Genomic DNA, 21,604 nt, shown 5'->3' on the forward strand with positions numbered 1-21,604 from the left:
GGCCGAGAAGTGACGGTACGGGCGCGAGGCCGCTGGGGAAGGCGAACTTCGTCCCACACTGGAGGTCCCGGTGACGACACGTGGAGTTCTGTACGTTCACTCCGCACCGCGCGCGCTCTGCCCCCATGTCGAATGGGCGGTGGCGGGCGTCCTCGGTGTGCGCGTCCAGCTCGACTGGATCAGACAACCGGCCGCGCCCGGCACCTGGCGGTCCGAGTTCTCCTGGCAGGCCCGCCCCGGCACGGCGTCGAAGCTGGCCTCCGCGCTGCGCGGCTGGGATCTGCTGCGCTTCGAGGTGACGGCGGAGCCGAGCCCCACCTCGGAGGGCGAGCGCTACAGCTCCACGCCCGAACTGGGCATCTTTCACGCCGTCACCGGCATGCACGGCGACATCCTGGTGCCCGAGGACCGGCTGAGGGCCGCGCTGGCGCGCTCCGTCCGGGGCGAGACCGACCTGGAGGCCGAGATCGCCAAGCTGCTCGGCAAGCCGTGGGACGACGAACTGGAGCCCTTCCGTCACGCGGGCGAGGGCGCACCCGTGCGGTGGCTGCACCAGGTGGTGTGAGGGCGCGGAATCCAGCCTCTTCGGTGATCGAGGGGCGGGGATCCGGGGGCGGAGCCTCCGAACGCCCCGCACAGCGGACGAAGCCCGCCTCCCCGGACAGGGGAGGCGGGCTTCGGCGTACCGGGCCGCGGGCGGCCGTGGGTCAGACGCTGCGGAACGCCAGGACCACGTTGTGCCCGCCGAACCCGAACGAGTTGTTGATCGCGGCGATCGGACCCTCCGGCAGTGGCCGAGGCGTGTCGCGCACGATGTCCGCCTCCACCTCTTCGTCGAGGTGTTCCACGTTGATCGTCGGCGGGGCCGTCCGGTGGTGCAGCGCCAGGACCGTCGCGACGGTCTCGATGCCGCCGGCGCCACCGAGGAGATGACCGGTCATCGACTTCGTCGCGGAGATCGCGACATGGTCGAGGTCGTCGCCCAGGACCTTGCGCAGCGCCTTGATCTCCGCGACATCGCCCTGAGGCGTCGAGGTGGCGTGCGCGTTCAGGTGCACGACCTCGGACGGCTTGAGGTCCGTCTGGTCCAGCAGGTTCTGCATCGCGGCGGCGATGCCGCGGCCGGTCGGCTCGGGCTGCGCGATGTGGTGGGCGTCCGCGGACAGCCCCTGGCCCAGCACCTCGCAGTAGACCTTGGCGCCACGCGCGGCGGCGTGCTCCGCGGACTCCAGCACGACGACGCCCGCACCCTCGCCGAGCACGAAGCCGTCACGGCCGGTGTCGTACGGACGGGAGGCCTTCTCGGGCTCCTCGTTGTGCTTGGACATCGCCATCATGTTGGCGAACGCGGCGATCGGCAACGGGTGGATCGCCGCCTCGGTGCCACCGGCGAGGACCACATCGGCGCGGCCGGTGCGGATCATCTCGACGGCGTACCCGATCGCCTCGGCGCCCGAGGCGCAGGCGGAGACCGGAGTGTGCACACCGGCCTGGGCGTTGACCTCCAGGCCGACGTTGGCGGCCGGGCCGTTGGGCATGAGCATGGGCACGGTGTGCGGGGAGACGCGGCGTACGCCCTTCTCCTTGAGCACGTCGTACTGGTCGAGCAGGGTGATCACGCCGCCGATGCCGGAGGCGATGACCGAGCCCAGCCGCTCGGGCCGGACCGTGTCGTCCTCACCGGCCTTGCCGGTGAAACCGGCGTCCGCCCATGCCTCGCGGGCCGCGATCAGCGCGAACTGCGCCGAGCGGTCCAGCTTGCGGGCGAGCGGGCGGGGCAGGACGTCGCCCGGGTCGACCGCCGCGAGCGCGGCGATCTTGACGGGCAACTCGGCGAAACGTTCGCCCTCGAGAGGCTTGACGCCGGAACGACCGGCCATCAGACCTTCCCAGGTCGACGCCGAGTCGCCACCCAGCGGAGTGGTTGCGCCGATACCGGTGACGACCACGGTGCGATTGGTCGAGTTCACTGGAAAATCTTCTCCACGTGTAGAGGGTCGTGAATCAGCGGCGCCACCGCCGGGTGGCGACACAGAGCCGGCCTGATCAGGCCTGGTGCTTGAGGATGTACTCGGCAGCGTCGCCGACCGTCTTGAGGTTCTTGACGTCCTCGTCGGGGATCTTGACGTCGAAGCGCTCCTCGGCGGCGACGACGACCTCGACCATGGACAGCGAGTCGACGTCCAGGTCGTCGGTGAAGGACTTGTCCAGCTGGACGTCCTCGACCGGGATGCCGGCGATCTCGTTGACGATCTCGGCGAGACCCTTGACGATCTCTTCCTGAGTGGCGGCCATGTTGGCGCTCCTTCGATGTTTATCTGCTGGGTTCTGGCATCCGGGCCGAAAAGGCCTGGTGTGCCTAGGGGAGGGTAACGACCGTCGCGGCGTAGACGAGACCCGCCCCGAAGCCGATGACGAGCGCGGTGTCGCCGCTCTTCGCCTGACCGGTCGCCAGGAGCCGCTCCATGGCGAGCGGAATCGAGGCGGCGGAGGTGTTGCCGGTGGTCTCCACGTCACGGGCGACCGTGACGCTCTCCGGCAGCTTCAGGGTCTTCACCATCGAGTCGATGATCCGCATGTTGGCCTGGTGCGGAATGAAGACGTCCAGGTCTTCCGGGGCGATCCCGGCCGCGTCCAGCGCCTGCTGGGCGACCTTCGCCATCTCGAAGACGGCCCAGCGGAAGACCGCCTGGCCCTCCTGCGTGATGGCCGGGAACTTCTCCGGGCGCTCGGCGTGGAACTCGTCCCACGCCACGGTCTGCTTGATCGTCTCGGACTTGTCGCCCTCGGAGCCCCAGACGGTGGGGCCTATGGCGGGCACCTGGGAGGGGCCGACGACGACCGCACCGGCGCCGTCGCCGAACAGGAAGGCCGTCGCGCGGTCCTCCAGGTCGGTGAGGTCGCTGAGCCGCTCCACGCCGATGACGAGCACGTACTCCGCCGAGCCCTCGACGATCATGCCCTTGGCGAGGGTCAGTCCGTAGCCGAAGCCCGCGCAGCCGGCCGAGATGTCGAAGGCGGCGGGCTTGCCCGCGCCGATCTTGTGGGCGATCTCGGTCGCGATGGCCGGCGTCTGCTTGAAGTGCGAGACGGTGGAGACGATCACGGCACCGATCTGCTCGGGCCTTATCCCGGCGTCGGCGATGGCCTTCCCGGACGCCTCGACGGACATCACGGACACGGTCTCCTCGTCGGAGGCCCAGTGGCGGGTGGCGATGCCGGAGCGCGAGCGGATCCACTCGTCGGACGAGTCGATCGTTTCGAGGATCACCTCGTTCGGCACGACCCGGGTCGGGCGATAGCCGCCGACACCCATGATGCGTGCGTACGGGGCGCCCTTGCTGGGCTTGATCTTCGACATGCTCTCGGGCTCCTTAGGCGCCTGCGTGCTCGAGGACGAGCGCGCGGGCGGCGTCGAGGTCGTCGGGGGTCTTCAGCGCGAGCGTCTGCACACCGGGCAGCGCGCGCTTGGCGAGACCCGTGAGGGTGCCACCGGGGCACGCCTCGATGAGAGCCGTGACGCCCATTTCCTTGAACGTCTCCATGCACAGGTCCCAGCGGACCGGGTTGGCCACCTGGCCGACCAGGCGCGAGATGACCTCGTCGCCGAGGGCGACGGCCTTCCCGTCGGCGTTCGAGACGTACGTCACGGTCGGGTCGGCGATCTTCAGCGCCAACGCGGCCTCGCGCAGCCGGTCGACGGCGGGTGCCATGTGGTGCGTGTGGAACGCGCCGGCGACCTTGAGGGGCACCACGCGGCGCACACCCTCGGGCATGTCCTCGGTCAGCGCGGCGATCTGCGCGGCGGTACCGGCGGCGACGATCTGGCCGCCCCCGTTGACGTTCGCCGGGGTCAGCCCGAGCTTCTCCAGGTGAGGGACCGTCACCTCGGGGTCGCCGCCCAGCAACGCGGCCATGCCGGTCTCGGTGACCGCGGCCGCGTCGGCCATGGCGAGCCCACGGGTACGGACGAGACGCAGCGCGGCCTCGTCGCCGATGACTCCGGCGAGGGCGGCTGCGGTGATCTCGCCAACGCTGTGACCTGCGACGATGTCAGGTGATGCGTTGAGTGCGGAGGCGGACAGCAGACCGGCGGCGACCAGCAGCGGCTGCGCCACCGCGGTGTCACGGATCTCCTCCGCGTCGGCCTTGGTGCCGTAGTGGGCGAGGTCGAGCCCGATGGCGTCGGACCAGGCCGCGATGCGGTCGGTGGCACCGGGGAGGTCGAGCCAGGGAGTCAGGAAGCCGGGCGTCTGAGCGCCTTGGCCGGGAGCGACGAGTACGAGCACCCTCACACTCTCTCTTGTGATTGGTCCGGAACGCCCGTGGGGACAGGGACGAAGAACCGTATGGGGAATTGTTGATGTCCGACAAAAGTCTAGGACTGTGGATCCCTGGCGGCCAGGCGCCCCAGAATCAGGGCGATTCGCAGAGTGAACGCCGAGCGGACGTCGGAGGGTGACCACCCGGTGACGTCTGTCACACGTCGGAGCCGGTAGCGCACGGTGTTGGGGTGGACGAAGAGCATCCGCGCCGCGCCTTCCAGACTGCTCGCCTGTTCCAGATACACACTCAGTGTCTCCAGGAGCGCGGAACCCGCTTCTTCCAGCGGTCTGTAGATCTCCTCCACCAATTGGTCCCGTGCGGCGGGGTCACCCGCCATCGCGCGTTCCGGCAGCAGATCGTCGGCCAGCACCGGCCGCGGGGCGTCCTGCCAGGCACCGCACGCCTTCAGCCCGGCGGCGGCGGCCTGCGCGGACCGGGTGGCCGCCAGCAGATCGGGCACCACGGGCCCGGCGACGACGGGACCCGCCGCGTACGGGCCGATCAGCGCCTTCGCGACATGCAGCGGGTTGTCGCTGCCGCCGGCGATGACGACCAGCCGATTGCCGAGCACCCCGGTCAGGACCTGGAGCTTCGCGTGCCGGGCGGCCCGGCGGATCGCCTCCACGGTCAGTTCGCTGTCGCCGTCCGGGGCCGTACCGAGGACCACGCAGACGTGTTCGGGGGAGTTCCAGCCGAGCGCCGCGGCACGCGACACGGCACCTTCGTCGGCCTCGCCGGACAGCACCGCGTTCACCACCAGCGATTCGAGCCGGGCGTCCCAGGCGCCGCGGGCCTCGGCGGCCTGCGCGTACACCTGGGCGGTCGCGAACGCGATCTCCCGCGCGTAGACCAGCAGCGCCTCCCGCAGCACCGACTCGTCACCGGGCGCGGCGACCTCCTCGATCGCGGCCTCCATGACCTCGATCGTCGTACGCACCATCTCGACGGTCTGCCGCAGGGTGATCGCCCGGGTCAGCTCGCGCGGAGCCGTGCCGAACACATCGGTGGAGATGGCCTGCGGGGTCTCCGGATGCCGGAACCACTCGGTGAACGCCGCGATCCCGGCCTGGGCCACCAGGCCGATCCAGGAACGGTTCTCCGGCGGCATCGCCCGGTACCACGGCAGCATCTCGTCCATGCGGGCGATCGCGTTGGCGGCCAGGCGGCCGGAGGACTGCTCCAGCCGTTTCAGGGTCGCGGCATGCAGGTGGGCGGCGTTCGCAGCGGGCTGCTCAGGATCGGGTCGGGGCACGGACACAAGACTGCCTTATCGGACCACGTGCACGGAGAGCCGGGGCCGCCGCGGGTCGTACCGCCGGGTCGCGGACGGGGGATCGACGAGGGGTGCGGGCCCCCGGGGGCGGTCCCGGGCGGCCCGCACCGGGCTACCGTGGACGGGTGATATCCGTTCAGCGCTCCGACGACCGCTTCACGGGCGGGGACGAGGCCGCCGGCATCGAGTCCCTGCACGCCCTCTCGTTCGGCGCCTTCTACGATCCGGACAACCTCCGCTTCGGTGCGGTCCTGGCCTGCAACGAGGAGCGGCTCGCCCCCGGCGCGGGCTTCGACGAACACCCGCACAGCCACACGGAGATCGTCACCTGGGTCGTCGAGGGCGAGCTGACCCACCGCGATTCGACCGGCCACGCCACGGTCGTACGGGCCGGGGACCTCCAGCACCTCAGCGCCGCCGCGGGTGTCCGTCACGTCGAGCGCAACGACGGCGACGGTCCACTGACGTTCCTTCAGATGTGGCTGGCCCCGCTCGAACCGGGCGGCGAGCCCGCGTACACGATCGTTCCCGGCATCGCCGACTCCACCCCGTACGCCCTCCCGGCGTCCGGCGCGATGCTGAACGTACGCAGACCGGCCGCGGGGGAACGCGCGGCGGTGCCGGACGCGGCGCGGGTGTATGTCCACGTGGTGGCGGGGCGTGTGCGGATCGGCGACGAGGAACTGGGGCCCGGTGACGCGGCGCGGATCACCGGCGAGGAGGGGCTGGAGCTGGTGGCGGCCGAGGCGGCCGAGGTGCTGATCTGGGAGATGTCGGCCTGAGCCGGGAGGGCCGGGGCGGGCCGGATTCCGGTCGGTCGCGGAGGCGGCGATGAGTCTTCCCGGCCCGGAGAGTCTCACCACCGTTCACGACCACACAGGAGGAACACGTGGCTCAGCTGCTGAGAGTCCAGAACTTCAATGTCTCAAGTGACGGAATCGGGGCCGGAGAGGACCAGAGCTTCGAGCGTCCGTTCGGCCACGTCGATCCCGAGAGGCTGTTCGCCTGGGCCGGTGCCACGGCGAGCTGGCCCATGCGCACCGACCCCGGGGGGAGCCGGGGCCTCGACGACTACCTCACGCGTGACTACGCGCGCAACATCGGCGCCGAGATCATGGGCCGCAACAAGTTCGGGCCCCAGCGCGGGCCCTGGCAGGACCACGAGTGGCGCGGCTGGTGGGGGGACGAGCCCCCGTTCCGCACCCCGGTGTTCGTCATGACCCACCACAAGCGCCCTTCGTTCACGCTCTCCGACACCACGTTCCACTTCGTCGACGGCGACCCTGCCACGGTCCTTGAGCAGGCTCGGGAGGCGGCGCAGGGCAAGGACGTCCGACTCGGCGGCGGAGCGACCACCATCCGGCAGTTCCTCGACGCCGACCTCGTCGACACCCTGCATGTCGCGGTCTCGCCGGTGAAGCTCGGATCCGGAGTACGACTCTGGGAGTCCCCCGACGAGCTGCTCGACCGGTACCACCTGGAGGTCGTGCCCAGCCCCAGCGGCGTGACGCACCACCTGTTCTGGCGGAGGTGACACGAGGGCGCGCCCGGGGACACCGGGCGCGCCCGACGCCGGCGTTCCGGTGACATGACCGCGTGGTCGCGGGCGGGACGCCGGTACGCGCCCGCGGCACTCGTCCACGGCCACCGCACTGCGGCGGGCGGCGGCCCGGACCGGCGGCGAAGCGTCACCGGTCCGCGTCGCGGCGCCACATCGACCACATCGGCGGCCCGGACCGGAACGACATCTCCTGCTGCACCGCGAAGCCGTGCCGCCGGTAGAAGGTCAGGTTGCGGCGGTTGCTCGACTCCAGGAACACCGGCCGCCCGTCCGCGTCCGCCTGTGCCAGCAGTCCGCCCAGAACCTGCGACCCGCGCCCCGTGCCGCGCGCGTCGGCGTGGGTGCCGATGTACTCGACGTACCAGTGCGCGGGGTCGGCGGGGTGGCGGTGCTCCAGCGCGAGCAACCGCATTCCGGTCCGCGGCAGTTGGGCCCGCCCTGCCCGTAGGAGCGTGCCCGCGTTGCGCAGCAGATAGCTCAGCGGCAGCTTCCACTTCCCGGGTTCCGCCCACACCGCCGCCACCGTGCGGTCCGGATCGGTCCACACCCGGCCCGCCGGGACCTGCTGCGTCAGATGCGCGGCGAACAGCAGCCGCAGCCGCCGGTCCCGGTCGTGCGGCATCAGCCAGGACCAGACGGGGTCCTCGGCGTAGGCGCTGGCGAGTACGGAGGCGAGTGCCGGGACGTCGGCGGCGGTGGCGCGGACTATGGCGGTCATGGCCGGGGAGCGTAGCGGTTCGCGGCACCACTGACATTGATACTCGTAGCGGGTTCCCGGTGGCCGTGGCTCTGCCACTGACTGACAGTCCGACGGGGCTTCGCCCGGGAAAGCTGTGAGACGCCTCGGAAGGGGCCGATAGTCTCAGGGAATCCAGGTTCGGACATCGCTGCGCACGGAGGCCCTGATGATGCGGTTGGAGCGGGGTTCAAGTCGGCTGTACGGCATGATGCTCGTGCTGGCGGCGGTGGTCCTGCTCGCGGACCAGCTCACCAAATGGTGGGCGGTCTCCGCGCTGTCCGACAGCGAGCGTGTCGCAGTGATCCCCCCTCTGATCCACTTCCGGCTGCTGTACAACCCTGGCGCCGCGTTCTCCATCGGCACCGGGGCGACATGGGTGTTCACCTTGGCGACGGCAGCGGCAGCGGTCGGCATCCTTTACATCGCACGTCGACTGGCCTCTGCGGGCTGGGCGCTCGTGCTGGGCGCGCTGCTCGGCGGTGCGGTGTCCCACCTGGGCGACCGACTCTTCCGCGAGCCCGGGGTGGCCCGCGGGCATGTGGTGGACTTCATCGACTACGGGCCGTTCGTGGGCAACGTCGCCGACATCGCGCTCGCCTGCGGGTGCGTCGCGTTGGTGCTGCTCAGCCTGCGTGGTGTGGAGCTCGCCAAGGTGCCGGGCGAAGAATCCGCCTGACCCGGTACCGGCCTCACGTGATCTCGGCATCTCCCACCGCGTTCCGCAGCGCGGGTTCGTCCATCAGGCGGAAGAGTCCGGCATCGGCCCGTACTCGGCAAGCGGCCCCGGGCGAGCCGGGTGACCCGGGCCCGTGGTGGCACCGACGGTCCCACCTGTCATCGCGCGCCGCTCCTCCTGCCTCGATCGCGACGTCCGGGCGCGGCTCGCCGGCCCTCTCGTAGCGGCCCTCGTCCTTCGGTCGCGCCACGTCCTCGATGCCCGGATGGCGGCGGGCCGATACGACGAGGCAGGCGATGGCGCCGAGGAGGACCACGACGGAGGTCCAGTTGTTCCGTCGCAGACGGAGGCGTGTGTGGACCTCGTCGATGCGCAGGTACTCGGTCCAGAACCGGCCGGCCGTGTAGGCGGCGACGTACAGGGCGAAGGTCCTGCCGCGACCGAGCGCGAACCGGCCGGCCGCCCGGCGGCCGTGATCTGCTGCGCGCGGTCGACCACGGGGCTCTTCCCCGGGAACCGTCTTCGCCCCGGAGAGGGGCGCCGACACCTTCCACGCATTCCGGAAGGGCCGGAGGCATGGCCGTGCACGGCGATCGCCTCGATGTATGCGCTTCCATTCGTGGGGTTCGCATGGGTACCGTTGTCCGACCTGCGGCGCCGACCCCGGGCCCGCCAGGACCTCACCTCATCCCCCGGAGCCCCTTCTTGATGGACCTCGCCGCGCGCCGACGCCGTCAGGCACTGTTCCTGTTCTTCTTCCTGCCGGGCATCGCCATGTCGTCGTGGGTGACTCGCACCCCGGACATCCGGGACCGGCTGGAGGTGTCCACCGGCCAGATGGGACTGGTGCTGTTCGGGCTGTCGCTCGGCTCCATGACCGGGATTCTGTGCTCGGGACGCCTGGTGTCCCGGTACGGGACCAGGCCGGTCATCGGCTGGGGGACCGTTCTGCTGATCGTGAGCCTGGCCCTCGTCGGCGTCGGCGGCCTCCTGGCCTCCGTGCCGATGGTCATGGCGGGACTCTGTGGGTTCGGGGCCGGCATGGGGGCGGGCGACGTGGCCGTCAACATCGACGGCACCGACATCGAGCGGATCAGCGGCACGACCACCCTGCCCACCCTGCACGGCTGTTTCAGTCTGGGCACCGTGATCGGCGCCGGCGCGGGGATGGCCGCCACCGCCGGCGGCCTGCCGGTGCACTGGCATCTCACCGGGGTCGCGCTGCTCTCGGCCGCGATCTTCTGGTACGCCATCCGCTCGATCCCCGCGGGCACCGGGAGGCAGGCATCCGACGCCCACGACGACACCGGCGTCGGCCACGCCCGACCGCAGGTCTGGAAGGATCGCAAACTCGTCCTGATCGGTGCGATCGTCCTGGCGATGGCCCTCGCCGAAGGATCGGCCAACGACTGGTTGCCGCTGCTCATGGTGGACGGACACGGTCTGGACGCGACCCTCGGCTCCCTCGTCTACGCCGGGTTCGCCGCTGCCATGACCATCGGCCGCTTCGGTGGCACCTTCTTCCTGGACCGCTTCGGCCGCACCGTCGTCGTGCGCGCCGGCGCCTTGTCCGGAGCACTCGGACTGATCCTGGTGATCTTCTCCGACAGCGCCGCCCTCGCCGGAGCGGCCGTCCTGTTCTGGGGACTCGGCGCGTCCCTGGGCTTTCCCGTCGCCCTGTCCGCCGCCGGGGAGTCGGGCCCGGACCAGAACGCCCGTGTCGGCCTCGTGGCCACCATCGGCTACATAGCCTTCCTCGTGGGCCCGCCCGGCCTCGGATTCCTCGGCGACCACTGGGGCCTGCGCCCGGCCATGCTGGTGGTTCTGGTCTTCGTCGCCTCGGCAGTCCTCCTGGCCCCGGCTGTCGACACACGCCGCCGGCCCGCCCCGGCGACGGCCGCACCCTGTGAGGACCCCGAGCGTTCCCCGATTCCGTGAGGCCGACGGGCCCCGACGCGGGTGCGCCCGGCGGCAGTGACCTCGGGCGCGGCACCACCCCTGGTGGACCCGCACGAAGAGGTGCGGTGAGCAGGGCTCCCCGGCGGGACGGGCCCCGAAACCCGGCGTCCCGCCGACCCGGGGCGCACCGTCTCCTGAATGCGTGCACGGCGATTCACCGTCGGGGCATAGCCTCTCGTGCATGCCCCGTACGACTCCGCCTCGCCCGGTCGATGTCACCGCGCACTTCCCCCGGCTCGCACCACTGGCCCGCACCGCAGTGAGGCTGCACCCCCGCGCCGGCGCCCCGGCGACGTCGGACAGCTCGATCGGCGGTCCGCTGCTGTGGCCGGCGCGTGAACCGTGGCCCACCTGTCCGGACCACGGCGGCCCCTGGCAGCACGGCATTGCGCCCGAGGACGTACGGCTGCGGCGACGGATACTCGCCGAGGCGTGGAGTCGGCCCAGGGAGGAGGGCGCCGACCTGCTGAGCGGCGAAGAGCGCGCGACGGTCGACCGCATCGGCGAGAGCTCGCGGATCCCGCAGGACGGCCAGGTCCCGATGGTGGCGGTGGCCCAGCTCCACGCCGCGGACGTACCCGACCTGCCGTGCCCGGACGGCGCCGATCTGCTTCAGCTGCTGTGGTGCCCCTTCGACCACGACGAGGACTACCTGCCCCGGACCGAACTTCGCTGGCGGACCGCCGCCGACGTCACCGACCCGCTCGACGCCGCCCCGCAGCCGTCGGTGATCGGCAACGGCGACTACCTCCCCGAACCGTGCGTGCTGCACCCCGAGACGGTCACCGAGTTCCCGGCCCCGCACGAGCTGAGCGAGGAGCTGGCGGAACGGATCGAGGAATGGGAGGACCAGCACGACATCTGCTACCAGTACGACCTCGGCGTCGCCCCGGGCTGCAAGGTCGGCGGCCACGCTCCGTGGAGCTTCTCCGACCCGTTCCCCATGGTCTGCTCCGAGTGCGGCTCGGACGTCAGGCCACTGCTCACCATCGACGGGAGCGAATGGGACGGCGGCAGCGGGAGCTGGCGACCGGTCGAGGACGCCGACTACACCGGCCTGCACTTCCTCGGTCCGGCCAAGGCCACGCGGCTGGACATCGGCCGTAGCTACAGCCTGCAGCTGTATGTGTGCACGGCTTCCTACGACCACCCGCACGTGCAGAACATGCAGTGACGGATGCCCGCGGACGAGAGGCCGCCGTCCCCCGAGTGAGTGCATTCACATCCGTCCCGGGAACCGGGAGCGGCGCCCCGGTCTCCCCAACTACGGGGGCAGTGACAGCCGTTCGGATTCTCGCCCCTTGTGGAATCACGGCACATCGGGGGAAAGATGCTGCGCTTACATTTCACGGACGCCGACCTGGCGAAAGTCTGGGTCGCGTCGGGTCCGGACCCGCTCTGGGAGACCGTGCTCGGGGTGCAACTGCTGACACGGCACGGTCCGCGCTCCTTCGGCGAGTGGCGGGGACGGGCCCGTAAGGAACTCCAGCGCCGGGGCGCCGACGGTTCGGCCCGGCTGGTGGGTGCCGCGGCGCCACCGGCGAGCTACTTCCCGGACTTCCTGACACCCGCCGAGGCCGGTCACGGACTGTCGCCCGGCCTGGACGCGCTACGGGCCACACCGTCGGCCCGGCTGCGCCGGGAACTGGCGCGCACGGCGTGCGCCCGGCGCCTGCCGCGCTGGTTCGCCGGCCTCGCCGCCGGTGAGCGCAGTCACCTCGACGAACTGGCCGATGCCATGCGGCGGGTGCACGACACCGTCATCCGCCCCGGCTGGACGCGGGTGGACGCGACCGTGGAGGCCGACCGGATGGTGCGGGCCCGCGCCCTGCGCGACGGAGGCGTCGCCGGACTGCTGGAATCGCTGCGGCCCGCGCTGGACTGGCGGCCCCCGACGCTGCACGTGCGCTACCCGGAGGGTCGCGACATCCACCTCGACGGCCGCGGCCTCTGCCTGATCCCCTCCTTCTTCTGCCACGGCAGCCCGGTCGCGCTGGCCGACCCGGCCCTGCCGCAGGTGCTCGTCTACCCGATCGCGCGGACGGAGGGCCTCGACGCGTCACCGGTCGGTGCGGACCGGCGGCGCAAGCAGCTCGCGGGCCTCCTCGGCCGCACCCGCGCCCGCGTGCTGGCCGCACTCCAGGATTCCGCCACCACAGGGGAGTTGGCCCGCGTGCTGCGTATCTCCGCAGCCTCGGCGAGCGAGCACGTGCGCGCGCTGCGGGAGGTGGGACTCGTCCACGACAACCGGGTGGGCGGACGCGTCATCCACAGCCTCACCCCGCTCGGAGCGGCTCTGCTGCACGGCGATCCGCAACGCCCGGATGCGGCCTGAGCGGCGGAATTCGGTCCTGTCCGAACACCGTCGCCACATGGCGAGCATCGAGCCGATGCTGGTACGGCAGCCGCGGGGGACGAAGAAGCACCCCGCCGCTCGCACCGGCCAACTCAGTCTCGTCGCGCCGCCGTTCGGATCGGCGGTACGGCACGGGGGAAGGAAACCGCTCATGAACACGACCGTCACCGAGCACCACAAGGGCGCTTCGCGCCGCCGGGTCCGGTTCGCCGCAGCCGCGATCACCGCACTCGCCACGGCCGGCGTCCTCGTCCCGGCGGGCACCGCCGCGGCGCAGTACCCGGCGCCGGAGGGCGGCTACCCGGCCAAGAAGACGCTGTCGTCGTACAAGTTCCAGACGCAGTCGACGTACTACTACTGCGGCCCGGCCGCGACCCGGCTCGCACTGACCCAGCGGGGCAGGACCGTCAGCCAGAAGACGCTGGCGGGTGACCTGAAGGTCGAGCAGAACGGCAAGCAGACCGACAACATCGGCCTGGTGACCAAGGTCCTCAACACGCGCGGGAAGACCTCTTGGTACGAGAACAAGTGGATCCCCGGCAACACCGCCACGTCGGCCCAGGTCAAGCGCCTGAAGGCGGACATCAGGCTCGACATCAACAAGGGCTACGCCATCGTGGCCAACGTCTACGGCACGGCGTACGACACCAAGGGCAGGAAGCACGCGTACAACCAGGGCCACTACCTGACCGTGGTCGGCTACACCAACAGCGGTGACAACGCCGTCATCGAGGACATCGCGATCAGCTCCTCGAAGACGCACAAGTACACGATGACCACGAAGAAGCTGGCGACGTGGATCGCGACGAGGGGCTACTCGGCGTAGCGGAGCCCGCGTACCACGAGGGAGCGGAAAGGGGCTCGGGGCGGCCGACGGCCGCCCCGGGCCCCCTTCGTCGCAGGGCTTCCGGTGATGTCAGCGGAGCCCGTCCACGAAGCTCTGCCAGGCGTCCGCCCCGACCATCAGGACGGGCCCGTCGGGTTTCTTGCTGTCGCGGACGGGTACGGCGCAGGGGAGGCCGTCGGCCACCTCGACGCATTCACCGCCGTTGGTGCCGCTGTACGTCGACTTCCGCCAGGTCGCACCGCCGGTGACGGTGCACTCGACGCAGTCGCCGCCGGTGCTTCCGCTGTAGCTGGACTTACGCCATCGCGCGTTCTTCAGGTCGGGACCGGTTTCCATAACGCTCCTCCATCACGCGGGTGATCAGGGCCGCCGAAGCCTCGACGGAGAGGGCTGCGGCCTGCAAGTGAGCGTAACGGCGCGCGGCCTCCCTGACGGTGTCGGGGTTGGCGGTCATATGGCCGGAGACGATGTCCTCCGTGTAGACGATGTCGGGGTCGTCGTCGAAGCGCAGCAGGTTGAACGACCCGTCCAGGCTTGTGTGTTCACCGGCCGCGAAGGGCAGCACCTGGATCCGCATCCAGCGGTGGTCGGCGAGGTCCAACAGCCGCTGGAGTTGCTTTCGCATCACCTCACGACCTCCTATCGGCCGGTGCAGCACAGCCTCGTCGAGAACGGCCCAGGTGAGCGGCGGCCGTTCCCGTTCCAGGATGCGTTGGCGCTCGATCCGGGCCGCCACCAGGTTTTGGAGGTCGTCCGGCATACCGGTCGCCAGGACGGCCCGCGCATACTCCTCCGTCTGCAACAGCCCGTACACCAACTGCGCCTGGTACGTGGAGATGTACGCGGCGCAGGACTCCATCTCCGCGTACGGCTGGAACCAGGTGGGCAGTTGGCTGCGCAGCACCAGGCCGATCAGCCGCGAGAACACCCCGCCCGTGCCGAGCGCCGCGTCCAGCCGCTCGGAGAAGTCCCGGGTGGGGACCTTCTTCGTCGTCTCGATCTGGCCGATCAGCGAGCCGGTGCAGAAGATGATGTCGCCGAGCTGGCCCTGTTTGAGGTTGTTGGCCTCTCTCTGGCGGCGCAGCTCCCAGCCGTAGTAGTCCAACGGGGAAGCGCTGGGGTCGAGAGTCTGGACGTTGGGCACGGCGGGGCACCTCCGGCGTTCAACACCTCACGGCGTTCAGTTCGGTACGTAGCCGAGCGTAATCATGTCACTGCACTCTGGTGACATGAATCACGTAATCGAGCCGCAGACCGATGATCCGCTGGAGGCGACCTACCGCGCCGACTTCGCGATCGGTGAGCACTCGGCCCGGCATCTGCGCCGCATTCTGCGGCTCTACCTCACCGCCTGGGATCTGCTCGACGTCGCCGACGCCGCGGAGTTGGCGCTCACGGAACTGATCGCCAATGTCGTACGGCATGTCCCCGGCCGCCGCTGCCAGACGCTCATCTTCCTGCTCCCGGCCGGGGGTGTGCGCGTCGAGGTCGCGGACGGCTGCCCGGAACTGCCCCGCACCGTCCTGGGCGATGCACTCGACGAGGGCGGGAGAGGGCTGGTCCTCGTCGACGCCGTTACCGACCGCTGGGGCGCGGAACCGCGCCGCGACGGCCGGGGCAAGACGGTGTGGTTCGAGTGCCTGGCCACGAAAGCGGCCGACGGGTGACGTCTTTCAGTGGCCGGAGCCGAGCTCCGCGAGCACCGCGTTCGTGAACGGCGGCCACGCCTCCACCGCCCACGGGCCGAAGGGCCGGTCGGTCAGGGCGACGCAGGCCGCGCCCGCGACCGGGTCGATCCACAGGAACGTGCCGGACTGACCGAAGTGCCCGAAGGTCGCGGGGGATGAGGAACCGCCCGTCCAGTGCGGCGACTTGTGGTCCCGGATCTCGAAGCCGAGCCCCCAGTCGTTGGGGTTCTGGTGTCCGTAACCGGGAAGTACGCCCTTCAGGCCGGGGTGGACGACGGTCTGCGCGGCCAGCACCGTGCGCGGGTCGAGCAGCCGGGGCGCCTGCACCTCCGCCGCGAACCGTATGAGGTCGTCGACGGTCGAGACGCCGTCCTTGGCGGGTGAGCCGTCCACCGTCGTCGCCGTCATGCCCAGCGGCTCCAGTACCGCCTGACGTACGTACTCCGGGAACGGGATGTCGGTGGCCTTGGCGATGTGGTCGCCGAGTACCTCGAAGCCCGCGTTGGAGTAGAGCCGTCGGGTGCCGGGTGCGGCCGTCGTCCGGTGCTCGTCGAAGGCGAGGCCACTGGTGTGCGCGAGCAGATGCCGGACGGTGGAACCCTCGGGCCCGGCCGGTTCGTCGAGCTCGACCGCGCCTTCCTCGTACGCCACGAGCGCCGCGTAGGCCGCGATCGGCTTGGTGACGGAGGCGAGCGGGAAACGGTGCGCGGTCGGGCCGTGCGTACCGACGACCGTGCCGTCCGCTCGTACGACGGCAGCCGCCGCGGTGGGGACGGGCCAGTTGTCGATCATCGCCAGGCTCTGCATGCGTACGAGCGTAACGGGCATCCGGGGCGGGCCGACGGCCGGCAAGGTCGGGAGGCGGAGAAGGACTTCGTGGGGCTGACGGGCGGACAGAGGAAAATGCCCGCGATGCGGAGCCCGGCCGGACAGGCGGCCGCGGCCCGTCTCACTCCCGCAGGCGGCTCAGCGCCCCCATGGCCTCGCGCTCGATGCGTGAAAGATCGCTCATGACGGTGCCCGCCTGTGCGAGGTACTGCGCGTCGCCCGACTCGCCGGCCTTTGTGATCAGTGCGGCGGCCTCCGTCCACAGGGTGGCTGCCTCGGTGTACAGCCCGTGGCCGGTGCGCAGGTGGCTGCTGTCGATCAGTTGGCCGCATTCGGCGAGGAAGTCGCGGTAGAGATTACGGAACAGGGCGCCGCCGGTGCCGGCCTTCTCCATCAGGAGGGCGGCCTGAGGCAGATCCCGTTGCGGATTGTCGGTCCGCTGGAGCCACGTGCGTACCAGTTTGCCGGTCTTCGCGATGCCCCGGTGGCCGAGGTTGGCGATGGGCGGGTTGAGGAAGGCGTCGGCGCAGGCGGTGATGGCGGGAACGATCCGGTCCTGCGGGAAGGGCAGTTCTCCCGGAGCGGTGAGAGTGAAGGACCGGTGCTTGGCGGTCATCGGGCCGCGCGCGGCTCTGGCTTGGGCGAGGCTGGTCAGGCTGGTGGACACCGCTCCGCCTTGCTGCTCGGTGTCCACCAGGTGGGCGTCGTGGTCGTCGTAGCCGTACATGGCGACGACATGACCGCCGAAGTGCACCTTCGACCCGAAGTAGTCCAGGTAGTGGCTGTCGAGCTGCAGTCCGACGGGGCGGTCGGCGTCGATGGGGGCTGCCACGTGCTCCCACGCCTTGCGGGGCGAAGCGGTCTCCTGGACCTGGAGGTCCAGGTCGAGTCCGGTCGCCAGGTTTCTGGTGAGGTCGAAGGGCTTGACCCGTCCCCCGAGGAAGGGGAAGTCCATGTGCTTGCTGTCCCAGTAGACGAAGGACAGACCGGAACCGAGGCCGAAGAGCATGGGCTCGGACAGATCGAGTCCTTGGTGCCGCAGCAGCACCCCCAGAGCTGTCGTCTCGCAGTGCTGCGTACCGCGGGCATCGATGTCTTTTACGGTGGGCATGCCATGCTCTCCTGGACGGGGTGAGGGTGATCGGCCGGGGCATCGGTCGTTCGCGCGGTGTGCGCGGTCCCGGCCACGGCTCCGCCGGTGAGCACCTCGGACTCCGGGGCGGGCGCGCCCTTCGCTCGCGGCCCGCTCGCACGCCATCATGGTGGACGCTCCCACGGGCTGTCCTCCTCTTCGCCGTCGCCGTCGTTCCGGGTTCTTCGGGGGCACACGGCGGGCGCGGTCCCCGGCCGTCGTGGCAGATCGTGCGGTCCGGACGATCCGAAAGCCGTCCCCGATTGCGCTTGCTTCGAGTGCACTCCAAGGTTCTAGCGTGGAGGCCATGACGGTGATGCAGAGCTCTTCCGCAAGGACGGACGTATGCGCGGATGCGCCCAGGGCGCATCCGCGCCCCGAGGGGCAGGACCGCTACACCATCAGCGAGGTCGTCGCCTTCACCGGGCTCACCGCGCACACCCTGCGCTGGTACGAGCGGATCGGGCTGATGCCGCATGTCGACCGGTCGCACACCGGTCAGCGCCGCTTCACCAACCGCGACCTGGACTGGCTGGCCTTCGTCGGCAAGCTGCGACTGACCGGGATGCCGGTCGCCGACATGGTCCGGTACGCGGAGCTGCTGCGCGAGGGCGAGCACACCTTCGAGGAACGCCAGGAGCTGCTGGAGGCGACCCGCCGCGACGTGAGGACGCGGATCGCGGAGCTCCAGGACACCCTCGCCGTCCTCGACCACAAGATCGACTTCTATGCGAGTGCCCGACGGGCACCGGAAAGGCCCTGTGCCTGATGACTGACAACAAGATCGCCACGGTGGAGCTCGGCAACGGCGGACCGCAGGTCGGTGTGCAGGGACTCGGCTGCATGGGCATGAGCGAGTTCTACGGGGACACCGACGAGGGAGCGGCGCGCGAGACGCTGGAGACGGCGCTGGCGGCGGGCGTCACCCTCTTCGACACCGCCGATGTGTACGGTCTCGGCGCCAACGAGGAGTTCCTCGCCCCGTTCGTCGGGGCACACCGGGACGAGATCACGCTCGCCACGAAGTTCGCCATAGAGCGCAAGGGCGACGACCCGCACTACCGGGGCGTGCGCAACGACCCCGCGTACATCCGCCAGGCCGTCGAGAACAGCCTGCGGCGACTGAACACCGACGTCATCGACCTGTACTACATGCACCGGCGCGACCCGGCCGTCCCGCTGGCCGAGTCCGTCGGCGCGATGGCCGAGCTGGTGCGGCAGGGCAAGGTGAAGCAGCTCGGGCTGAGCGAGGTGACCGGCGCGGAGCTGCGCGAGGCGCACGCCGTGCATCCGATCGCCGCCCTGCAGTCCGAGTGGTCGCTCTTCAGCCGGGACGCCGAGCGCAGCGCCGTGTCCGCCGCCGTGGAGCTCGGGGTGACCTTCGTGCCGTACTCGCCGCTCGGCCGCGGTTTCCTGACCGGGGCGTTCGCGGACGCGGCCAAGGACCTGTCGAAGGGCGACTTCCGACAGTTCCAGCCGCGCTTCACGGGCGACAACGCGAAGGTGAACGCCGCCCTGCTGGAGCCCGTCCACAAGATCGCGGCGGCGCACGGGGTGTCGGCCGCGCAGGTGGCGCTCGCCTGGGTGCAGCAGCGGGCCCAGGTGCACGGCCTGACCGTGGTGCCGATCCCGGGCACCCGCAGGAGCAGCCGGCTGCTGGAGAACGTGGCCGCCACCCGGCTCACGCTCACGGACCAGGAGCTGGCGCTGCTGGAGCCGATCGCGGGACAGGTGGCGGGGGACCGGTACTCGGACATGAGCAGCACGTCCGCCGCGCGAGAGTAGTCGCTTCCGGTTCGGGTGCGGGGCCGGGTCTCCCGGCCCCGCACTCCTACGCCAGCCCCAGCGCGTACATCGCGAACCCCGTCGCCAGCAGGGCCGCCACCGCCCGGCGGGCGTTCGCCGCACGCGTACCGGTCTGCCACGGCGCCTCGAACCGGCGCGTGTACCGGGCGATCAGCACCAGCAGCCCCGCGAACACCGGCATCCACGCCATCCGGGCCAGGATCCAGCCGGCCGTGTCGGGCCCGGTCGTCAGCCCCGGCACCGCACCGGCGAACGACGCCGGGACCGCCGCGGCCAGCATCGCCGTCTGGTGCCAGCACAGGATCGTCATCGCGGACAGGTTGATGACGACGACCGGCGCCCACAGCAGCGGCCTGCGCAGCAGCCGGCCGATCCGGTCCCGCAGCAGGATCGCCGCACCGCTCTGCGCGGCGGCCAGCGCCAACACGAGCAGCGACGGCGGGTGCGAGTTCGTCCGCGCCTCGCCGGGGACGCCGACCATCGACGCCGGATAGTGGAAGGCGAACAGCAGCGCGGCGAACAACACCGTCCCGCCGATCAGCAACAGCCGGGCGCTGCGCCTGTCGATCCGGCCCTCGCCCCAGGAGACGCCGAGCTGGTACGCGAAGAGCCAGCCCGGAAGGATGTTCAGCACGCTCAGCCAGGACGGCATGGCGTCGGCGAACGGCCCGTACCGCAGGAAGTCGACGACGGCGACCGATCCCAGCAGCGGCACGGCGGCCCAGCCGCCCAGCTTCCGCGCCGCCTCGACGCAGTACGGGGTGAGCGCCGTGACCACCGTGTACACCCCGACGAACCACAACGGCTGGATCACCAGCGTCGACCCGGTCCGCAGGGTGTCACCGGGCACGCCGAGTGCGCTCAGCACCGGGATCATCGCCGCCCAGACGGCGGTCACTCCGAGCACCGGCCTGCCCAGGCGGGCGACGCGTCCGCGCAGCCAGGCGCCGGTGGTGGACTTCCTGCGGCGGTACGAGAGCACGGAGGCGTACCCGCCGACCAGGAAGAAGATGCCCAGCATCTGAAGCACCCAGCTCACCGGGGCGAGACCGCCGAACGTGGAGAGCGGGCTGGCGTTGTGCAGCGCGCCGTCGCCGTCGAGGCGGAAGCCGCCGAGCAGCCAGTGGCCGGTCGGGACGGCGAGCAGGGCGAGGGCGCGCAGGCCGTCGACGGCGCGGTCGCGATGGGCGGGTGTACGGGCGTCGACGCGCTCGGCGAGCGTGGCGAGGCTCATCGGGCTTCCCCCTCCGCGATCGAGGCGAAGGCACGGAGCGAGTCCGTACCGGGGGCGAAGTAGCCGGTGTGCCCCTGGGCCCTGTGGGCCGGTACCCGGCGCGCGCCGAACCCCGGGCCGGTCGGATCGGGGCCGTGGCCCAGGCCCGCCACCTCGATGTTCGGTACGTCGTCGATCCAGTCCGTGGAGTCCTTGGCCGCCCAGACCCGGGCGGTGGTGTGCAGATCCGCGACGTCGTCGGCGCGCATCCCGGGCGAGCCGAGGACGACCAGGTCCGTGGCGCGCAGCCGGGACGCGGCGAGTCCGCACACGACGGAGCCGTAGCTGTGGCAGAACACGGCGGGCGCGGGGACGCCGTCGGCGGCCAGCCCGTCCGTGAACCGGGTCAGCCGGTCGGCACCGGCCTCGGCGAGCGAGCCCGTCGCGGCATCGATGCCGATGCCGACGGGGGTGGTGTACCCGGCCCAGGCCACGACGGCGCTTCTGCGTCCGGTCTCCGCGTACAGGGACTTCGCCATGCCCGCCGGAGTGCCGTACACATCGGTCCTGCGGTCGAAGGTCCCGGCGTCGATGTCCGAACCCGGCACCACGACCGCCACATGACGTGCGGTGCCCAGGTCCCCGAAGACCTCGGCGACCTGACCGCGTCCGCGCGGATCGAAGGCCAGGATCTGCCGGTGTCCCGATCCGGTGAGATGGGCGTACCGGGGATCGTGACCGGCTCGCAGGGAACGGGCGTTGGCCCGGTAGCGCAGTGCCACGGGTACGCCGTCCAGATTCCCCACGACGAGTGGATGCCGTACGACCAGGGTCTGCTGCTGTGCCGTCGTCAACCCCTGGAAGAAACGGCTCACTTCGGCGGGCGTCGTCCGCTCCGGGTCCGGCAGCTCGCGCCCCAGCACCTGATCCGTGCGCCAGGCCGCCGTTCCGGGCGGTGGCCCGGTCAGGGCCTGCTGCGCGTTCCCGGACGCCCAGCCGGCCGTTCCCGCCACCACGGTGGTCGCCAGCGCGACCGCGACCAGAGTCCTTGCGTAACGGCGCATCCCGCCCTCCCTCTCCGGTTGCCCCGGCTCCCGCACGCCGTTCGGCGCGACGGAGAGGAAGGTAGGAAGGAGACGGGTACGCGGGCGTCGCACCAGGGAGCCAAGTGCGGAGTGCTACCGGGGTAGGGGGTGTACG

The 21,604-nt window shown here is 71.0% G+C and carries 23 protein-coding genes and 1 pseudogene; 11 read left to right on the plus strand and 13 right to left on the minus strand.

What is annotated here, in order from left to right; genetic code table 11:
• The first annotated feature begins 70 nt into the window (after positions 1–70).
• A complete protein-coding gene (locus tag ACIRP2_RS03165) occupies positions 71–565 on the plus strand; it encodes a DUF3145 domain-containing protein (protein ID WP_404245969.1) in 495 nt (164 codons plus the stop codon).
• Positions 566–707: 142 nt separating this feature from the next.
• Here the strand turns inward: ACIRP2_RS03165 and fabF are convergent, their stop codons facing one another.
• The 5 genes from fabF to ACIRP2_RS03190 all read right to left on the minus strand — a co-directional run bounded on the left by fabF (position 708) and on the right by ACIRP2_RS03190 (position 5,578).
• Complete coding sequence (gene fabF / locus ACIRP2_RS03170) at positions 708–1,970, minus strand: beta-ketoacyl-ACP synthase II (protein ID WP_404245971.1); 1,263 nt, start codon at positions 1,968–1,970, stop codon at positions 708–710.
• A 76-nt stretch (positions 1,971–2,046) separates the two neighbouring features.
• Positions 2,047–2,295, minus strand: coding sequence for an acyl carrier protein (locus tag ACIRP2_RS03175; RefSeq protein WP_351075721.1), 249 nt, complete (start codon positions 2,293–2,295; stop codon positions 2,047–2,049).
• A 64-nt stretch (positions 2,296–2,359) separates the two neighbouring features.
• Positions 2,360–3,361: a ketoacyl-ACP synthase III gene (locus ACIRP2_RS03180; RefSeq protein WP_404245974.1), complete on the minus strand. Its 1,002-nt coding sequence runs from the start codon at positions 3,359–3,361 to the stop codon at positions 2,360–2,362.
• Positions 3,362–3,374: 13 nt separating this feature from the next.
• Positions 3,375–4,289 carry an ACP S-malonyltransferase gene (locus ACIRP2_RS03185; RefSeq protein ID WP_404245976.1) on the minus strand — a complete coding sequence of 305 codons (915 nt, stop codon included), beginning with the start codon at positions 4,287–4,289 and terminating at the stop codon, positions 3,375–3,377.
• A gap of 89 nt (positions 4,290–4,378) precedes the next feature.
• Entirely contained in the window at positions 4,379–5,578 is a 1,200-nt protein-coding gene (locus ACIRP2_RS03190) for a PucR family transcriptional regulator (protein WP_404245978.1), read from the minus strand.
• Positions 5,579–5,724: 146 nt separating this feature from the next.
• Between ACIRP2_RS03190 and ACIRP2_RS03195 the strand changes: the two genes are divergently transcribed.
• On the plus strand, positions 5,725–6,381 hold the full coding sequence (locus tag ACIRP2_RS03195; RefSeq protein WP_404245980.1) for a pirin family protein: 657 nt from the start codon (positions 5,725–5,727) through the stop codon (positions 6,379–6,381).
• Positions 6,382–6,488: 107 nt separating this feature from the next.
• Positions 6,489–7,133: a dihydrofolate reductase family protein gene (locus ACIRP2_RS03200; protein ID WP_404245982.1), complete on the plus strand. Its 645-nt coding sequence runs from the start codon at positions 6,489–6,491 to the stop codon at positions 7,131–7,133.
• Between the two features lie 154 nt (positions 7,134–7,287).
• Here ACIRP2_RS03200 and ACIRP2_RS03205 read toward each other — a convergent pair whose 3' ends face one another.
• Positions 7,288–7,878: a GNAT family N-acetyltransferase gene (locus ACIRP2_RS03205; RefSeq protein WP_404245984.1), complete on the minus strand. Its 591-nt coding sequence runs from the start codon at positions 7,876–7,878 to the stop codon at positions 7,288–7,290.
• A gap of 187 nt (positions 7,879–8,065) precedes the next feature.
• Here ACIRP2_RS03205 and ACIRP2_RS03210 point away from each other — a divergent pair, with 187 nt between their 5' ends.
• Positions 8,066–8,575: a signal peptidase II gene (locus ACIRP2_RS03210; RefSeq protein WP_404245986.1), complete on the plus strand. Its 510-nt coding sequence runs from the start codon at positions 8,066–8,068 to the stop codon at positions 8,573–8,575.
• A gap of 13 nt (positions 8,576–8,588) precedes the next feature.
• Here ACIRP2_RS03210 and ACIRP2_RS03215 read toward each other — a convergent pair.
• Positions 8,589–9,038: pseudogene (locus ACIRP2_RS03215) on the minus strand (prolipoprotein diacylglyceryl transferase family protein); the annotation flags it as partial.
• A 245-nt stretch (positions 9,039–9,283) separates the two neighbouring features.
• On the opposite strand from ACIRP2_RS03215, the gene ACIRP2_RS03220 reads away from it, so the two are divergent.
• From ACIRP2_RS03220 to ACIRP2_RS03235, 4 genes are all read left to right on the plus strand, one after another.
• Positions 9,284–10,513: an MFS transporter gene (locus ACIRP2_RS03220; protein WP_404245988.1), complete on the plus strand. Its 1,230-nt coding sequence runs from the start codon at positions 9,284–9,286 to the stop codon at positions 10,511–10,513.
• A 202-nt stretch (positions 10,514–10,715) separates the two neighbouring features.
• Positions 10,716–11,708, plus strand: coding sequence for a hypothetical protein (locus ACIRP2_RS03225; protein ID WP_404245990.1), 993 nt, complete (start codon positions 10,716–10,718; stop codon positions 11,706–11,708).
• A gap of 156 nt (positions 11,709–11,864) precedes the next feature.
• The gene (locus ACIRP2_RS03230; RefSeq protein ID WP_404245992.1) at positions 11,865–12,869 is read left to right on the plus strand and encodes a winged helix-turn-helix domain-containing protein; all 1,005 of its coding nucleotides are present in this window, start codon (positions 11,865–11,867) and stop codon (positions 12,867–12,869) included.
• 37 nt (positions 12,870–12,906) lie between these two features.
• Positions 12,907–13,716, plus strand: coding sequence for a C39 family peptidase (locus ACIRP2_RS03235; RefSeq protein WP_404245994.1), 810 nt, complete (start codon positions 12,907–12,909; stop codon positions 13,714–13,716).
• Between the two features lie 90 nt (positions 13,717–13,806).
• Here the strand turns inward: ACIRP2_RS03235 and ACIRP2_RS03240 are convergent, their stop codons facing one another.
• Together ACIRP2_RS03240 and ACIRP2_RS03245 are read right to left on the minus strand one after the other, a co-directional pair.
• Complete coding sequence (locus ACIRP2_RS03240) at positions 13,807–14,073, minus strand: DUF397 domain-containing protein (RefSeq protein ID WP_404245996.1); 267 nt, start codon at positions 14,071–14,073, stop codon at positions 13,807–13,809.
• Positions 14,033–14,881: a helix-turn-helix transcriptional regulator gene (locus ACIRP2_RS03245; protein WP_404245998.1), complete on the minus strand. Its 849-nt coding sequence runs from the start codon at positions 14,879–14,881 to the stop codon at positions 14,033–14,035. Before ACIRP2_RS03245 ends, ACIRP2_RS03240 begins: the two co-directional genes overlap by 41 nt.
• A gap of 85 nt (positions 14,882–14,966) precedes the next feature.
• On the opposite strand from ACIRP2_RS03245, the gene ACIRP2_RS03250 reads away from it, so the two are divergent.
• The gene (locus tag ACIRP2_RS03250; protein WP_404246000.1) at positions 14,967–15,404 is read left to right on the plus strand and encodes an ATP-binding protein; all 438 of its coding nucleotides are present in this window, start codon (positions 14,967–14,969) and stop codon (positions 15,402–15,404) included.
• Positions 15,405–15,410: 6 nt separating this feature from the next.
• On the opposite strand, the gene ACIRP2_RS03255 is transcribed toward ACIRP2_RS03250, so the two are convergent.
• A complete protein-coding gene (locus ACIRP2_RS03255) occupies positions 15,411–16,232 on the minus strand; it encodes a serine hydrolase domain-containing protein (protein ID WP_404246002.1) in 822 nt (273 codons plus the stop codon).
• Between the two features lie 142 nt (positions 16,233–16,374).
• Positions 16,375–17,364 carry a BtrH N-terminal domain-containing protein gene (locus ACIRP2_RS03260; protein WP_404246004.1) on the minus strand — a complete coding sequence of 330 codons (990 nt, stop codon included), beginning with the start codon at positions 17,362–17,364 and terminating at the stop codon, positions 16,375–16,377.
• 328 nt (positions 17,365–17,692) lie between these two features.
• On the opposite strand from ACIRP2_RS03260, the gene ACIRP2_RS03265 reads away from it, so the two are divergent.
• Together ACIRP2_RS03265 and ACIRP2_RS03270 are read left to right on the plus strand one after the other, a co-directional pair.
• On the plus strand, positions 17,693–18,154 hold the full coding sequence (locus ACIRP2_RS03265) for a MerR family transcriptional regulator (protein ID WP_404246006.1): 462 nt from the start codon (positions 17,693–17,695) through the stop codon (positions 18,152–18,154).
• Positions 18,154–19,170, plus strand: coding sequence for an aldo/keto reductase (locus tag ACIRP2_RS03270; RefSeq protein ID WP_404246008.1), 1,017 nt, complete (start codon positions 18,154–18,156; stop codon positions 19,168–19,170). The genes ACIRP2_RS03265 and ACIRP2_RS03270 overlap by 1 nt, the downstream gene beginning before the upstream one ends.
• A 46-nt stretch (positions 19,171–19,216) precedes the next feature.
• On the opposite strand, the gene ACIRP2_RS03275 is transcribed toward ACIRP2_RS03270, so the two are convergent.
• On the minus strand, positions 19,217–20,425 hold the full coding sequence (locus tag ACIRP2_RS03275) for an acyltransferase (RefSeq protein ID WP_404246010.1): 1,209 nt from the start codon (positions 20,423–20,425) through the stop codon (positions 19,217–19,219).
• Positions 20,422–21,468, minus strand: coding sequence for an alpha/beta hydrolase (locus ACIRP2_RS03280; RefSeq protein ID WP_404246012.1), 1,047 nt, complete (start codon positions 21,466–21,468; stop codon positions 20,422–20,424). The genes ACIRP2_RS03275 and ACIRP2_RS03280 overlap by 4 nt, the downstream gene beginning before the upstream one ends.
• Positions 21,469–21,604 lie beyond the last annotated feature (136 nt).

The organism is Streptomyces sp. NPDC101194 (assembly GCF_044767885.1).
GTDB lineage: Bacteria > Actinomycetota > Actinomycetes > Streptomycetales > Streptomycetaceae > Streptomyces.